14 protein-coding genes are annotated in these 15,623 nt (G+C 61.7%); 9 read left to right on the top strand and 5 right to left on the bottom strand.

What is annotated here, in order from left to right; genetic code table 11:
* Window positions 1-3 precede the first annotated feature (3 nt).
* The 4 genes from RM96_RS07875 (at window position 4) to RM96_RS07860 (ending at window position 3,546) form a co-directional block, all read left to right on the top strand.
* On the top strand, window positions 4-1,647 hold the full coding sequence (locus RM96_RS07875; RefSeq protein ID WP_039009486.1) for an ABC transporter ATP-binding protein: 1,644 nt from the start codon (window positions 4-6) through the stop codon (window positions 1,645-1,647).
* On the top strand, window positions 1,644-2,333 hold the full coding sequence (locus tag RM96_RS07870) for a cysteine hydrolase family protein (protein WP_039009485.1): 690 nt from the start codon (window positions 1,644-1,646) through the stop codon (window positions 2,331-2,333). The genes RM96_RS07875 and RM96_RS07870 overlap by 4 nt, the downstream gene beginning before the upstream one ends.
* A gap of 19 nt (window positions 2,334-2,352) precedes the next feature.
* On the top strand, window positions 2,353-2,751 hold the full coding sequence (gene hpxZ, locus RM96_RS07865) for an oxalurate catabolism protein HpxZ (protein WP_039009484.1): 399 nt from the start codon (window positions 2,353-2,355) through the stop codon (window positions 2,749-2,751).
* A 93-nt stretch (window positions 2,752-2,844) separates the two neighbouring features.
* Window positions 2,845-3,546, top strand: a complete 702-nt coding sequence (locus RM96_RS07860) for a GntR family transcriptional regulator (RefSeq protein ID WP_039009483.1) — start codon at window positions 2,845-2,847, stop codon at window positions 3,544-3,546.
* Between the two features lie 90 nt (window positions 3,547-3,636).
* On the opposite strand, the gene RM96_RS07855 is transcribed toward RM96_RS07860, so the two are convergent.
* The 4 genes from RM96_RS07855 to RM96_RS07840 all read right to left on the bottom strand — a co-directional run bounded on the left by RM96_RS07855 (window position 3,637) and on the right by RM96_RS07840 (window position 10,387).
* Window positions 3,637-4,290: a gamma-glutamylcyclotransferase gene (locus RM96_RS07855; RefSeq protein WP_039009482.1), complete on the bottom strand. Its 654-nt coding sequence runs from the start codon at window positions 4,288-4,290 to the stop codon at window positions 3,637-3,639.
* 36 nt (window positions 4,291-4,326) lie between these two features.
* On the bottom strand, window positions 4,327-5,829 hold the full coding sequence (locus RM96_RS07850) for an efflux transporter outer membrane subunit (protein WP_152624062.1): 1,503 nt from the start codon (window positions 5,827-5,829) through the stop codon (window positions 4,327-4,329).
* 11 nt (window positions 5,830-5,840) lie between these two features.
* Window positions 5,841-9,032, bottom strand: coding sequence for an efflux RND transporter permease subunit (locus tag RM96_RS07845; RefSeq protein ID WP_039009481.1), 3,192 nt, complete (start codon window positions 9,030-9,032; stop codon window positions 5,841-5,843).
* 107 nt (window positions 9,033-9,139) lie between these two features.
* Entirely contained in the window at window positions 9,140-10,387 is a 1,248-nt protein-coding gene (locus RM96_RS07840; protein WP_193752410.1) for an efflux RND transporter periplasmic adaptor subunit, read from the bottom strand.
* 264 nt (window positions 10,388-10,651) lie between these two features.
* On the opposite strand from RM96_RS07840, the gene RM96_RS40810 reads away from it, so the two are divergent.
* The 3 genes from RM96_RS40810 (at window position 10,652) to RM96_RS07825 (ending at window position 13,474) form a co-directional block, all read left to right on the top strand.
* Window positions 10,652-11,026 (top strand): LysR family transcriptional regulator, encoded by a 375-nt coding sequence (locus tag RM96_RS40810; protein ID WP_039009480.1) that lies wholly within the window; start codon window positions 10,652-10,654, stop codon window positions 11,024-11,026.
* The gene (locus RM96_RS07830; protein WP_039009479.1) at window positions 11,026-11,943 is read left to right on the top strand and encodes a LysR family transcriptional regulator; all 918 of its coding nucleotides are present in this window, start codon (window positions 11,026-11,028) and stop codon (window positions 11,941-11,943) included. The genes RM96_RS40810 and RM96_RS07830 overlap by 1 nt, the downstream gene beginning before the upstream one ends.
* A 625-nt stretch (window positions 11,944-12,568) precedes the next feature.
* Window positions 12,569-13,474, top strand: coding sequence for a LysR family transcriptional regulator (locus RM96_RS07825; protein WP_039009495.1), 906 nt, complete (start codon window positions 12,569-12,571; stop codon window positions 13,472-13,474).
* A gap of 181 nt (window positions 13,475-13,655) precedes the next feature.
* Here the strand turns inward: RM96_RS07825 and RM96_RS07820 are convergent, their stop codons facing one another.
* The gene (locus RM96_RS07820) at window positions 13,656-14,324 is read right to left on the bottom strand and encodes a peroxiredoxin-like family protein (protein ID WP_039009478.1); all 669 of its coding nucleotides are present in this window, start codon (window positions 14,322-14,324) and stop codon (window positions 13,656-13,658) included.
* A 495-nt stretch (window positions 14,325-14,819) separates the two neighbouring features.
* Here RM96_RS07820 and RM96_RS39290 point away from each other — a divergent pair, with 495 nt between their 5' ends.
* A complete protein-coding gene (locus tag RM96_RS39290; protein ID WP_193752409.1) occupies window positions 14,820-14,969 on the top strand; it encodes a hypothetical protein in 150 nt (49 codons plus the stop codon).
* Between the two features lie 355 nt (window positions 14,970-15,324).
* Window positions 15,325-15,623, top strand: a 299-nt coding sequence (locus RM96_RS40505) for a helix-turn-helix domain-containing protein (protein WP_338011401.1), incomplete at its 3' end; no start/stop codon positions are given.

The following is a 15,623-nucleotide window of genomic DNA, read 5'->3' as shown; positions in this document are numbered from 1 at the left end:
TCCATGAACGGCCATCCATCGCACGCCACGCAGGCGCTTGGCATCGAAGTGATTGGCGCCACCAAGACGTTTGGCGCATTCCGGGCACTGGACGGGGTGTCGATCAAGGTGGCAGCCGGGACCATCCACGCGCTGCTGGGAGAAAACGGCGCGGGCAAGAGCACCCTGGTCAAGGGGCTGGTCGGCTATTCGGTGCTCGATGAAGGACAGATCGTTGCGCGGCAGCGGGAAGTTCGCATCGACTCGCCACGCGCGGCGCAGGCGCTGGGCATTGGCATGGTGTACCAGCATTTCACGCTGGCCGAAGGGCTGACGGTGGAAGAGAACCTGCTGCTGGCGCGTGGTGCGCTGCCGTGGAAGCTGGACTGGGCGGCCGAGCGAGCGGCACTCGCCGCCTTCATGCAGCAGATGCCGTTCCGCCTGCCGCTGGATCGCAAGGTAGCGACTCTGGCAGCGGGCGAGAAGCAGAAGCTGGAGATTCTCAAGCAGCTTTATCTGCGCCAGTGCTTCCTGATCCTGGACGAGCCCACCTCGGTCCTGACGCCGCATGAAGCGGACGAAGTGCTGGGCCTGATGCGCGAGCTGACCTCGCGTGGCGAACTGACCGTGCTGATGATCACGCACAAGTTCCGCGAGGTAATGGATTACGCCGATGACGTGACGGTGCTGCGCAAAGGGCGGCAGGTCGGCACCAGCGGGGTATCGGCTACGAACCCGGAGCAGCTGGCGGCGTGGATGATGGGCGCCACCGCGGTGGCGGCGCCCTCGGACACCGAGGTATCGACGGGGGTACTTGCCGGCATCGACGCGAGGCGCACGGCGCGCAAGGCGCTCGATGCGCAGGCGCAGATCCGGCTCCAGGTCCGCGATGCAACGGTGTTCGACGAGCGCGGCCATGCCGCGGTGCGCGAGTTGAGCCTGGCCGTGCGTGCCGGCGAGATCCTTGGTATCGCCGGCGTGTCGGGCAATGGTCAGCGGGAGTTGGTAGAGGCGCTGGTGGGCCAGCGCCCCTTGTCGGCGGGAGCGATGGCCGTCGGCGGCCAGCCGTATCGCGCCACGCGCGCCCAGATGACGGCACGGCGCGTCTATGCGATTCCCGAGGAGCCGCTCAAGAACGCCTGCGTGGCAACGATGAGCGTCGCCGAAAACCTAGCCTTGCGGGAATTCGACCGCCGGCCGCTGAAGCGCGTCGGGGGACTGCTGGACCGGGCCGCGATCCGCGAGCGGGCCGTCAGTTTGATCGCCGATTTCAACGTACGCCCGCCGCTGCCGGAGCAGCAGATCGGCACGCTTTCCGGTGGCAACGTGCAGCGCGCGGTGCTGGCACGCGAACTTGGGCGACCGGTGGATGTGCTGATCGTCGCCAATCCGGTCTTTGGCCTTGACTTCGCATCGGTTGCCGATATCCACGCACGTTTGCTGGCGGCCCGGGACGCCGGCGCGGCGGTGCTGCTGGTCAGCGAGGACCTCGACGAACTGCTGGCCCTGGCGGACCGTATCGCGGTGATGGCCGAAGGGCGGATCGTTTTCGAGACGACGGCGGCCGGTGCAGAGCGTGCCGAACTGGGCCGGCATATGGCGGGGCATGGCCATGCGCCTGGCCCGGATCCGGTGGCGCCCATGATTGTTCCGGAGTTGAGCGCATGAAGCCGCTTGCCGCATTGCCCACTGAGAAGACCGTGGACGCGCTCCCGACACCGTTGCGGCTGGACGATGCGCGCACCGCGCTGGTGACCATCGACATGCAGCGCGATTTCATCGAGGCCGGCGGTTTCGGGGCATCGCTAGGCAACGATGTCTCAATGCTGGCCGGCATCGTGCCCACCGTGGCTGCGCTGCTGGCGCTGGCGCGTCGTGCAGGGTGGGATGTCGTGCATACCCGCGAATCGCATGCGCCGGACTTGTCGGATTGTCCGCCGGCTAAGCGTCTGCGTGGCGCGCCATCGATGCGGATCGGCGATCCCGGCCCGATGGGGAGAATCCTCGTGCGGGGCGAGCCCGGCAACGCCATTGTCGACGCGCTGGCGCCGTGCGAGGGGGAGTTGGTGATCGACAAGCCGGGCAAGGGAGCGTTCTACGCGACGGGGCTGGACGAGCATCTCAGGGCGCGCGGGATCACGCACCTGGTCTTCGCGGGCGTGACGACGGAAGTATGCGTGCAGACCTCGATGCGCGAGGCCAACGATCGCGGCTACGAGTGCCTGCTGGTCGAGGATGCCACGGCAAGCTATTTCCCGGCCTTCCGGCAGGCCACGCTGGAAATGGTGCGCTCGCAGGGCGGAATCGTTGGCTGGACGGCGCCGTTCCGGGCATTGGCCACCGCGTGGGAGTGATGCATTGGGAGAGCAAGGAATGGAAGTGAACCGTGCGGAGGTCGTCGCGCAAGTGTCGGCGGCATTTGAGACCTATGAGCGGGCCCTGGTCGACAACGACATCGGCATCATGAACGCGTTGTTTTGGGACACGCCGGAAACGGTGCGCTACGGCATTGCCGAAGTCCAGCTGGGCAGCGACGCGATCCGCGCATGGCGGCAGGCGTGCGAACCCGTGCCGCGCAGCCGGCGCCTGCTGCGTACCGTGGTGACGACCTTCGGCGCGGACTACGCCACGATCAGCACCGAGTTTGTCAGCGATGCCACGCCATTGCTGGGCCGGCAGATGCAGACCTGGGCCAGGGTCGGCACGGAGAGGGATTCCTGTGCCGGCTGGAAAATCGTTGCCGCCCATGTCAGCCTGATTCCGGCGCCCTAGCGGCCGGGACTGGGGCCGGGACTGGGCCGGGAGTGAGGAATAGTAGGCATAATCGGCCAATCCGCGCCGTAATCAATTTGTTCTCACGGACTCATGGAAGCACTAGCGTCAAACGCGCCCAATGCGATGGCCGAGCAGGTCTACCAGCGGCTCAAGAGCGATATCTTCAACTTCCGCCTGTTCCCCGGGGATCGCTTCTCCGAGCACGGCATTGCCGCCCACTACGGTGTCTCGCGCACACCCATGCGCGATGGGCTCTTTCGGCTGCAGCGCGAGGGCTATCTGGAAGTGGGGTTCCGGCGTGGCTGGCGGGTGGCGCCGATCAACTTCGAGCAACTCGATCAGCTGTACGACCTGCGCATCGTTCTGGAGCTGGCTGCGCTGGACCGGATCCTGTCCGTGGAGCATGGACGGGAGGCAGTGGAAGCGCTGAAGGCTGTCTGGTGTGTCACCCCGGAGCATCGCGAAGCGGACCCTGCGACCATGTTTGAAATGGACGAGGACTTCCATCGGTGCCTGGTCGCGGCCACAGGCAACCTGGAAATGCTGCGTGTGCACAACGACGTGACAGAGCGGATTCGCATCATGCGTCGGCTGGACTTCCTGAAGCCCCAGCGGACCAGCGCCACTTACGACGAGCACGGCAAACTACTGGAACTCCTGGAGCGGAACCGCCACGCCGAGGCGACAATCCTGCTACGCGCGCATATCACGCAGAGCAAGGTGGAAGTGCGAAAGATCACGCTCTCGATGCTGGCCGCTGCCCGCGACCAGAAGCTGCCGTTCGTGACCTGACGGTGCGTCCTCTCATCTGCTGCGACGCAGGGATACCTTGTGCAGCCACGCGGGCCGACGTGGCAAGCGCAATAGTCTGCGTTCTTGCAATTACAGCGCTTCCTTTACCGCCGTCGCGACTGCGGCAACATATGGATCATGGAAGCCGCAGGCGCGAAGAGAGTCATCCAAGCGAAAGACGTAGTCTGCATTGCTTCCCAACTTGCCCGAGGCAACCGCTATTGCTGGGGCAACAGAAGAAACGCTGGAGTCCACTTCGTAGAATGGATGATCGTGGTTCATCACGAAGACAATGGCCAAGGCAGAACTACCGTCCGGCATGGAGATTTCCGACCACTGTGGCACATACACACCGGTTACCATCTCCCGGGTCCAGACTAGTCCAAGTTCACGCGCTAGCTCATTCTCGGAAAGTCGGAACGCCACACCTTCCGTTCGTCCGCCGGATTCTAAGGCGAGCATTCGACCCGGCTTGTCATGCTGACCGCGGCCAGCAATTATGCGGATGCAAAAGCTTCGGTGCCATCCGTGAAGAACCGCGCGTTCCTTAGCCTCAAACTTGAACAGAGGGTTCCATATCAGAGAGCCGTATGCAAACAGCCAAATTGGTGTCCCTTTGGGCCGCCGTGTCAGTGTCTCGCAAAGCGAGGTTCTAACTTGCTCCGCGGTCCACCGAATGCCGTCTGGCACCGCATCAAATGCATGCAGATACGCACCCGTACTGAGCAGATCTCTAGTAAGCATAGCCCTTACATTTGCGGAGGATTTCCTAGACTGCGGTCACTGAACCGTATGGGAAGTGCCAGAGCCTTCCGCGTCCGCCGTTGTGGGCGCCCAGCCACCACCAAGGCTTCGAACTAGTGAAACGGTCGCCGAAGCCCGTAGTCCAGCTACGGCATTCGCGTCCCGTTGCGACTGCAGCACCGTGCGATCCGCGTCGATTACCGTTAGATAGTCGACTGCGCCAGCGTCGTAGCGGCTGCGCGAGACGCGTTGCGCCCGCTTGGCGCCGGCGAGTGCGCCGTCCAGTGCCGAGGCCTGCTGGCTGAGCCAGCGTACATCCGCCAGGCCGTCCTCCACTTCGCGGAAGGCCACCAGAACGGTCTGCTGGTAGCGGGCCACGCTTTCCTCGTGCGCGGCGCGGGCGCCGGCGAGGTTCGAGCTGTTGCGGCCACCGTCGAACACGGTCTGCGCCACGGTAGTGCCCACCAGCGGCCCGAGCATCCAGGTGCGCGACGACCACTTGAACAGGTTCGACAGATCCGCCGACTCGAAGCCGAATAGGGCCGTCAGCGAGATGCGTGGGAAGAACGCTGCCTTGGCGATGCCAATGCGCGCGTTCGCGGCCGCCATCTGGCGCTCTGCCGCCGCGATATCGGGACGGCGCTCCAACAACTCCGACGGTAAGCCGGTTGGTACGGCAACCGGCGGCGTATCAAACGGTTTCGCGGCTAGTCCGAATTGCGACGGCGCTACGCCGGTCAGTACGGCCAACGCGTGCTCCTGGTTGGCGCGGCGGCGCTCGATGCTGGCCAAGTCAGCACGCGCGGTGCCGAGTTCAGCCTCGGCACGGGCCGGATCCAGATCAGTGGTTTCGCCGGCTTCATAGCGCTTGCGGAGCAGCGACAGCGCATCTTCACGCAGCTTGATAGTCGCATTGAGCAGTTCCCGGTCGCTGTCGAGTGTGCGCAGCCCGAAGTAGGCTTGCGCCGTATCCGCTTGCAGCGCGAGCTGCACCGAACGGTACAGCTCTTCGGCACTCTTCTCCTCAGCACGAGCCGCATTTACGCTGCTGGCCACGCGGCCGAATAGGTCGAGCTCGTAGCTGGCAAATGCGCGCGCCTTGAAAACGGTCTGGGGCGATACCCGCGTACCATCAGGAAACCCCTGTGAGGCGGCCGACGGTTGCGAACGGGTCGGGTCCAGGCCCACGCTCAATTGCGGATACATGTCCGCCTCGGTCGCGCCGGTGAACGCACGCGCCTGCTTGAGGCGGGCCGCAGCGGCAGCCAGATCCTGGTTATGGGCGTTTGCGGCTTCGATCAGGCAGTCAAGCTCTGCGTCGCCGAACACCTTCCACCAGTCGCCACGCTGCCGGCCCTCGGCCGGAGTGGCGGTCTTCCATTGCGCACCCTCGGCAGCGGCCGCATCAGCCTCCTTGAACGTCGCGGCGGTGGGCGTCTCAGGCACCTTGTAGGTTGGCGCCAGTGAGCAACCGGCCAGCACCAGCGCGGCGGACACGACGGAAAGCTTGGGCAGGTATTGCTTCATCACGTTATGCATGTCTTTCACCATCACTCTGCGGACGGCACGGCGTGCGAGGTCGAAGTAACCACCGAAACCGCCTCCCGGCGCTGCTTTCGGGTGGCCAGTAGACGCAGCGCGACGTAGAACACCGGCGTCAGAAACAGGCCGAAGAACGTCACGCCCAGCATCCCTGCGAATACGGCCACGCCCATGGCATGGCGCATTTCCGCGCCGGCGCCTGTGGAGACCACCAGCGGCACCACACCCATGACGAACGCGAGCGAGGTCATCAATATCGGGCGCAGACGCAAGCGGCTAGCCTCGATTGCAGCTTGGACCACAGTGCGGCCCCGGTGCTCGAGTTCGCGAGCAAACTCCACGATCAGGATTGCGTTTTTAGCGGACAACCCAACCAGCACGATGAAGCCAATCTGCGTGAAGATGTTGTTGTCACCGCGCGTCAGCCAAACACCGGTCATGGCGGCCAGCAAGCTCATTGGCACGATCAGGATCACGGCCAGCGGCAACGTCAGGCTTTCGTATTGGGCAGCCAGCACTAGGAACACCAGCAATACGCATAGCGGGAAGATCCACACGCCCGCGTTGCCGGCCAGGATGTCCTGGTAGGTCAGTTCTGTCCATTCAAACTTGATGCCCTTCGGTAAGGTTTCGCTGGCAATGCGCTCGGCTGCGGATTGCGCCTGGCCGGAAGAAAAGCCCGGAGCTGGGCCACCATTAAGGTCGGCAGCCGTGAATCCGTTGTAGCGCACAACGCTGTCGGGGCCGAAACTCTGCTTGACGGTCACCAACGACGAAAGGGGAACCATATCGCCGGCGGTGTTGCGCGCCTTAAGTTGAAGCACATCCTCCACATGAGCCCGGAACGGCGCATCTGCCTGTACCTTTACCTGGTATGTGCGTCCGAATTTGTTGAAATCGTTGACATACGCGGACCCCAAATAGGTTTGCAGCGTGTCGAACACGTCCGTGACAGGTACGCCAAGCTGCTTGGCCTTCACCCGGTCCAGATTTACATCAAGCTGGGGCACGTTGACCTGATAGTTGCTGAATACGCCGGTTAGCTCTGGCGTGGTGCGAGCCTTATCCATGAACGCTTTGGTGGCGTTGAATAGCGCGTCGTACCCCAGCGATCCATGATCCTCGATCATCATCTTGAAGCCACCGATCGTTCCGAGTCCCTCAACGGGTGGGGGCGGGAAGACCGCAATGTAAGCCTCCTGAATTGAGGCGTACTTGGCATTGAGTTGCTCAGCGATCGCGGCGCCAGAGAGATCTTTGCTCTTGCGTTTATCAAATGGCTTGAGCGTCGCAAAAACGATCCCCTGATTGGGACTGTTGACGAAGCCGTTGATAGACATCCCTGGGAAGGCAATAGCCGATTCAACACCAGGGTGCTTCATCGCAATGTCGGACATTCGACGGATCACGTCCTCGGTACGATCTAGCGTTGCCCCGTCCGGCAGCTTGGCAAAGCTCACGATGTACTGCTTGTCCTGTGCCGGCACGAAGCCCTTCGGAACCATTTCGAACATACCCCAGGTCGCCGCAACCATGATTCCGTAGACAAGGAAGACGGCGCCCTTGCGCGACACCACCCGCTTGACGCCACTGCCATAGCGCTCCGCGCTATTTCCAAACAGTTGGTTGAAGCGAGCGAAGAACTTGCCAAACGCTCGGTCCATGAGCTTGGTCAGCCAATCCTTCGGAGCATCATGGCGGCGGAGCAGTAGGGCTGACAGTGCCGGTGACAGCGTGAGTGAGTTGAAAGCCGAGATGACGGTCGAGATCGATATCGTCAGCGCGAATTGTTTGTAGAACTGGCCTGTGAGCCCCGTCATGAACGCCAGGGGAACAAAGACGGCGATCAGTGTTAGAGCGATGGCGATGATCGGACCGCTTACTTCGCGCATGGCACGGTATGTCGCCTCCTTGGGGGACAGCCCTTCGGCGATGTTGCGCTCTACATTTTCGACGACAACGATGGCATCATCGACGACCACACCAATTGCCAGGACCAATCCGAATAGGGAGAGTGCATTGACCGAGAATCCGAAGGCATGCATCAGCCCAAACGTACCGACGATGGACACCGGAACAGCAAGAAGGGGGATAATCGACGCACGCCACGTCTGCAGGAACAGGATCACCACCAGCACTACAAGGGCAATGGCCTCGAAAAGAGTGTGTGTTACGGCTTCGATGCTGGCCCGCACGAACTGCGTCGGATCATAGGCAATGCGATATTCCACGCCATCGGGGAAGCTTTGCGCGAGCTCCGCCATGGTCGCGCGAACCTGATTGGAGATATCAATGGCGTTTGAGCCCGGCGATTGGTAAAGCGGAATTGCAACAGCTGATTTGTTATCAAGAAGTGAGCGCATGCCGTACTCAGCGGCACCAAGTTCGATTCGAGCTATGTCCTTGAGGTAAGTAACGCCACCCGTGTCGGAGGTGTGGATAACAATATCGCCGAACTCCTCGACGGTCGTCAGGCGACCTTGGGCGTTGACGGAAAGTTGCAAGTCCGTTCCGGGTAGGGACGGGGACGCACCAATGACCCCTGCGGCGACCTGGACGTTTTGTTCCCGGATTGCGCGCATGACGTCCGCGGAAACAAGCTTGCGCTCCGCCATCTTCTGCGGATTCAGCCAGATACGCATCGCGTAGTCGCCAGCACCGAACATCCGTACCTGCCCGACGCCACGTAGCCGCGCGAGACGGTCACGCACATTCAGCAGTGCGTAGTTCCGCAGGTAGTTCATGTCGTAGCGGCCGTTGGGTGAGACCAAATGCACCACCATGGTCAGCGCAGGCGTGCTCTTCACTGTGGTAACGCCGAGACGCCTCACGTCTTCTGGCAACCGCGGCTCCGCTTGCGCAACCCGGTTCTGAACTAGCTGCGTGGCCTTGTCCGGATCGGTGCCCAGCCTAAACGTGACGGTTAGCGTCAGAATGCCGTCGCTGGTTGATTGGGACGACATATAAAGCATGTCTTCCACGCCGTTGATTTGCTCTTCGAGCGGCGTGGCTACGGTCTCGGCAATGACCTTGGGGTTCGCTCCAGGAAATTGTGCCGTCACGACGACCGTCGGAGGCACAACTTCTGGATACTCGGAAATCGGCAGCTTTGCCATCGAGATCGCACCGATCAGGAAGATCAGCACGGACAAGACCCCGGCAAAAATCGGCCTGTCTATGAAGAATTTTGAGAAATTCATAATGACCTCGACAAAGCTCTGCCCGGGGGCTGGCGCCAGACTGGGCAAAAGCTATGGGGAGAAGAAAGATTTACGACGACGTGTGCAGGCATTGGCGCGTGGCGCACCTAGCCTTTCGATTTGACGCTTTGCGAGCTGTCGTCGGAACCACTGGCGAGCTTCCGGCTTTGCAAATTGGATCTGTCCTCCAATTCACTGCGATAGGCCATGTTGACCAGCTTCGGCGCTACCGTATCGCCAGGGCGTACGCGTTGCAGGCCATTGACGACGACTTCCTCGCCCGCAGAGATGCCTACCCGGATGACCCGCAGCCCTTCAAACGCCGAACCGAGCTCAACTTCGCGATAGACAAGCTTGTTGCTCTTGTCTAGGATAAGCACAAACTTCTTGCCTTGATCGGTTCCAATCGCGCGATCGTTGACCAGGACGGCCGGGTGTTCAACGCCTCCACCGAGCTTCACTCGTGCATACAGCCCAGGGAGAAGGTGGCCATCGTCATTGCTGAATACCGCGCGCACCCGTACGGTGCCAGATCGAACGTCCATGCGATTGTCAACGGCAAGAATGCGTCCTGTGTGCGGATGCCCTTCCTCATTGGCAAGTCCTACATAGACCGGCAGATCAGTCCTTGTGCCTCCCGCACCTGGTGCGGCAAAGCGCAGATAGCTCTGCTCATCGACATCGAAGCTTGCATAGATCGGCGAGACGGATACGAGCGTGGTCAGAGCCGGAGAAGCCGCTCCGGCGGCCACCAGGTTTCCGACCGTGATTTCGGCCCGGGATACCTTGCCCGAAACAGGCGCGACAATGCGCGTGTAGCCGAGATTGAGGCGAGCAGACTCCAAGGCAGCTTGCGCGCCGCGCACATCCGCACCTGTTTCGCTCGCGGTGTTGATGCGCTCGTCGTATTCGCGCCTGGAAATGGCATTGTCATCAAGCAACCGTTGCGCGCGCGCCCTTTCGGCCTGCGCGTGGGAAGCGCGAACCTGCGCGGCGGCCAACGCCGCCTCGGCGCGTGCAACCTCGGCCGCGTAGGGCCGCGGGTCAATGGTAAAGAGCAGATCGCCCTTCTTTACCGTGGCGCCTTCACGAAAGTTGACAGTATCTATGGTGCCGGACACGCGCGGCCGGATCTCAACTCGGTCGACAGCCTCCATGCGCCCCGAGAACTCATCCCATTCGGTAATGGTTCTTCCAACTGCATGGGCGACTTCGACGGGCATTGGAGGGGATGCCGCCGGCGTGCCTGCAATCGCCTCACTTCCATGCCATGGACGCAGTAGTGACGTTGCGATACCCGCTGCGGCGACGATGGCGGCCGCGGCGATCCATTTGCGTTGATGTTCTCTGATCATGGGATCACTCCAGACTTGTGTAGGCGGCGGCGACAGACCACGGCGCTGCCGGAAGTTGCCCGAAGTGTAGGGACCGATGGCAAAGCCCAGTAGTGAGTCAGCCAGACTATCTTCTATTCCACGCAGGAATGGCGCGCACTATATTCTCCTGGGAATATCACTTATGGCCGAGCGTAGGGTTCACGCTACCTATGACGTGTCCCTAGCAAGGCTATCCTTTCGTTCGCGTATCTCTGGCAATCGACCCATGGACAAGCTATTTTGATGCGCATATTTGCGAGAATCGTTGAGCTCGGCGGCTTCACACGTGCAGCCGAATCACTCGGGATAACCAAGTCGACGGTTTCACGCGGGATGCAGGTGCTAGAGGACCGCCTTGGCGTCAAGCTCGTCCACCGAAGAACGCGGAATATGAGCGTGACGAGGGAGGGTGCGATGTACTACGAACGTTGCTTGCGCATCTTTGCAAGTATCGAAGAGGCGGAGCACCACATTGCTATGAGGCGGCGTTGGCGGAGCATTGGCGGTGACTATTCCGCCGGCGCGCGAGGATGCCTATCTCTCGGATCATTGTACTTTATAGCGATCAGAATGGCGCTCATAATGGCGGCCTTCCTAGCATCGACTGCGAAACGGTGATGGACAAAATGGTTGCAATGGAGACTCTGGTCGCGGTTGTCGAATCAGGGTCGTTCTCTGGTGCTGCCCGCGTATTGAACGTTGGTCAGCCCGCCGTATCAAAGATTATCGCCCAGCTTGAGGCGGAGTTGGGTGTGCGATTGCTCATTCGCTCGACGCGCGGCCTGGCGCCGACTGAGGCCGGCACAAATTTCTACGATCATGCTAGGCGAGCAATTCAAGCAGCGGAAGATGCTGAACTGGCCGCCAAGGGGGCCAGCACTGACTTGTCCGGTCGGCTACGCGTCAGTGCCACGGTTACGTTCGCGAGAATGCGGGTCGTTCCGCATCTCATGACTTTCCTGTCGAGGCATCCCAGGCTCACTGTGGATCTATTGCTCGACGACGGGAACGTTGATCTCTTGGAGCAGGGCATTGATGTGGCCCTGCGCCTGGGCAAGTTGGCCGATTCTACGATGACGGCGCGCCGTATCGCGCAGTTTTCCCGCATGCTCGTGGCGAGTCCGCTTTACCTCGCCCGTGCCGGCATACCGGACTCGCCTCGCGCACTGGGAGTGCACGAATGCGTGGTCTACGACCGCGGTGGCGGAGGGACCGCGTGGTCGTTCAAGCGCGACGGAGAGTCGGTGGATGTGGATGTGGCGGGACGAGTACGAATAACTGCAGCCGAAGGAGTTCGCGCTGCCGTGTTGGCTGGAATGGGTCTGGCGGTGTCGACGGACTGGATGTTCGCACCCGAGCTTGCATCGGGTGAAGTGGTGCGAGTCCTTCCCGAGTGGGACTTGCCAGCCGTCGACTTATGGGCAGTCTATCCTTCGGGCCGACTCGGCAGCGCCAAGGCTAAGGCGTTTGTGAGCTTCGTCGAGGAGACGCTCAAGCCTCCTCCTGTGCCATCACCGGCCGAAGGACCGCAATAGTTCGTACTCATCATTATCAGGTCGAATGTGTGCCGCCCCTACGTTTTCCCAGAGGTGTCGGGAATTTCGTCGTCGGACCTATCGGTCGGCAAATGCTCTGACGACTTTTCAAGATGTAGCCTAAGGAACGCAGGGGAAGCCGTAAACGCAATTAATCGTCGGGATTGAGATCCAACGTAAATCAAAGCCAGTAGGAGCGAGGGGATGTCACCCACTGTTGTTCGCAAGCAACGCCCTTTGGGGAGCCGCGTTCACTATTTCCGCGAACGTGGATCGCCGGTCAAGTAAATCGCCTAGTTGGCGGGGCTGGATGCCGCCGAGAACAGCGCCTCCACGGCCTTCGAACCTGTAGGTACGCGCGAGCGGGCCGGACTCATCGTCCCGACGTCGCCGCCGATGCTTCCCGACGGAACGGATAATACGTATACCCTCGTGCATCACAGCCATAGAACGTCGTCCGACCGTAGCGCGCCAGCGGCGCGCCGCTCCTCAACCGTTCCGGCAGACCGCGTTCGATGGCGACTCGGGGTACTGTTTCGGCGCAGTCGTTCATCATCCGCGGCTGAACGGTCAGGCGGCCGAGTTTCTTCGGAATGACGCAGGTTTGAACAGGGAGATGCAGCACATGGATCGACTCGCGGCAATGGAAACGTATGTCAGCGTCGTGGAAGCCGGTTCGTTCTCGGCGGCCGCGAAGCGGATGGATCTCGGTCAGCCCGCGATTTCCAAATCGATCGCCCAGCTCGAGGAGCGCCTTGGCGTGCGCCTGCTGCTGCGCTCGACGCGCGGGCTGACGATGACCGACGCCGGCCAGCGCTTCTACGACCATGCCAAGCTGGCGATCCGCGAGGCCGACGAGGCAGAGCAGGTCGTCCGCCACGCGTCCGTGAGCCTGTCCGGCAAGCTGCGCGTGAGCGCGGCCGTGTCGTTCGCCTGCCTGCACGTGCTACCGCGGCTCGATACCTTCCTGAACCGCCATCCGGACCTGGAAATCGACCTCGCGCTCGACGACCGCAACATTGATCTGCTCGAAGAGGGCACCGACGTGGCGTTGCGGATGGGTACGCTGCTCGACTCGTCGATGACCGCACGCCGCATTGCGCGCAGCGCGCGGCTCGTCGTCGGCACGCCGGAATACTTCGCGCGTGCCGGCGTGCCAAGGGCGCCGGCTGACCTGATTCGGCATCAGGCGATCGTTTATTCGCAGCGCGGCGGCGGCGAAGCGTGGTCGTTCAACAAGAACGGTTCCGAGGTCGCGGTGACCGTGTCGGGCCGGCTGCGCGTGAGCGCGGCCGAGGGCATGCGGACCGCCGTGCTCGGCGGCATGGGCCTGGCGGTCGCGTCGCGCTGGATGTTTTTGCCGGAGCTGGAGTCAGGGCGCGTGCAGGCCGTGCTGACCGATTGGCAGTTGCCGCCGATCGATCTGTGGGCCGTGTTTCCGGCCGGCCGGCTGGTGACGGCGAGGGCGCGCGCGTTCGTCGAGTTCGTCGAACAGGCGCTCGCGGACGGTGAACGCATGCCGGCTGCCTGATTGCCGCTCAGAACGACGCCTTCCCGATCGACGTACTGCCGTCGAGGTAAAGCGGCCGATGACGCGATGCCCGGTGCGCACGAGCCGCTCTGAGCGCGCCTGATGCCTTTGGTCGCGCCGGTGATCAGGAAGGTGCGGGAATGAGCTGCGCCACTTGCATCGGCGCGGCCCGGGCGACCGATCAGATGTTGGCGACCTTTTCGAGGACCGGGAACATTTCCGACGGATCCGGGCGATGCGTGTAGTCGGGGTTGACTTCGGAATACAGCACCATGCCGTCCTGGCCGATCACGTAGCGCGCGGGCATCGGCAGCGTCCAGCTCGGATCGTCGTTGAACGCAGGCAGGTCGTTCCTGAGCATCTTGTACAGGTCGACCAGGTAGTCGGGCAGGTTGAAGCGCAGGCCGAATGCGGCACCCGTCTCGCCCCGTGCATCGTTCAGCACCGGAAAGCCCAGCTTGTTCGTACGCACCGACTTGCGACTGTTAACGGCCGTCTGCGGCGAGATCGCGACTAAGTTCGCACCCAGCGCCTGGATCTGCGGCAGCGCTTCGTTCATCGCCTGGAGTTCGAGGTTGCAATACGGGCACCAGACGCCGCGATAGAACGTGACGACGAGCGGCCCCTTCGCGAGCAGGTCGGCCGACGACACTTCGTTGCCGTCCTGGTCCTTGAGACGGAATTGCGGCGCGCGGTCGCCGGCCTTGATTGCGCGCGCGGCCTGGCCGCTGGCGATGAGTTCGGCCGTCGCGCGCTCCATGATCGGGTGGATTTCGCGAGGCGCGTTGTACGGCGGTTTGCCCGCCTTGAAGTCGGCCTTAAATGCGTCGAGTTTTTCCTGGAGCGACATGGCGAATTTCCTTGAGGTAGGTGGAAGTCGTGTTTCCGGGCAGGCGAGCGATCGGCTCGTCGTGGAACCCATCTTCCGTGAACCCCTGTCGCGCGGGTAGCCGGCACGGGCGAATAACTCCCATTCCCATGAGGCATGGCGAAGCGGCGTGCTCACGGCGGTTTGCCGTCGTCGCTGCCGGTAAGCACGCCGAGGCCGTCGCCACGGCAATGTCGGCGACAGGCCCGGACAGCACGGAGCCGGATTCGAACGCCGGTGGTGCACTTGTGCTTAGTTGACAGGCGGGAAGTCGACCACCGTATCGTTTATGCGGTTGAACGAGTTGGCGAAGATCGTCAGCGCGATGGCGGCGGAGGAGACCCGGGGGGCACGAAGGGGTTGTGCCGGGATAAAGCCGGAATTGACACATAAGCCAAGAAGTAATAAACACCGCGGCCTATTTGTGATCAGAGGCCCATTTCGACCGCATCGGGATGGCTGCGCACGGCTCGCACAATGACGATCTTCAACAACAACAACAACAACAACAACAACAACAACAACAACAACAACAACAACAACAACAACAACAACAACAACAACAAACCAGCGAGTTTTGCCGAAGCTAAAATGCAATTAATCGCCATGCCTCGCCTGCAACCGTGAAGTGTAGTAAAGATGGGTCTTCCGCACTTTGTGTGACGACGAACTTTCGTGACATGGGTGCGCTGGCGTGGAAGACGGACACGCGTGCGAGCCAGCCTCGTGCCGGCCGCACGAGCTTACCCGCCCGGAATGGCGATCGGACTAGCATGTCAAGCAGTCGGTATGGCCCAGAGATAGCTACACATAGCTAGCCGGTTATATCTCCGAGGTCATGGCTTCTGACCCTGGAAAGGCGAGTGTGAAAATGATGCATAAGCACTTTCAGTATTTAAGGATTACCTAATCAACTGTTGTGCGCAGCTCCCCCTCGGCATAGAAGGCAGCCAGCCCCGATCCAGATTATAATTTCACTTTAATGAAACAATACGGCCAGCAGCCTTCACGCTGGCTTGCCTTCTTCATGGGACGAGCCCCGATGCCGCGACCACTACCTGATCCAACGCCACCGTCGCGCGCGACAATTCGCACCATTCACCAGCTGGGCGACCGCATTCGATCCACCCGCGCAGGGGACGGGATGCCCATTGACCAGGCGGCGAAACATTGCGGCGTCTCGGTTGGCATGCTGTCCAAGCTGGAGAACGGCAAGGGCGTCAATCTCGAGCACGCCCTGCGGGTGATGGACGGCCTGGGTTTGACAATGCTGGTCGTTCC

This window comes from Cupriavidus sp. IDO, from assembly GCF_000812465.1.
Classification (GTDB): Bacteria; Pseudomonadota; Gammaproteobacteria; order Burkholderiales; family Burkholderiaceae; genus Cupriavidus.
The sequence above is the reverse complement of the archived record's forward strand: the minus strand, read 5'-3'. Positions and strand labels throughout refer to the sequence as shown.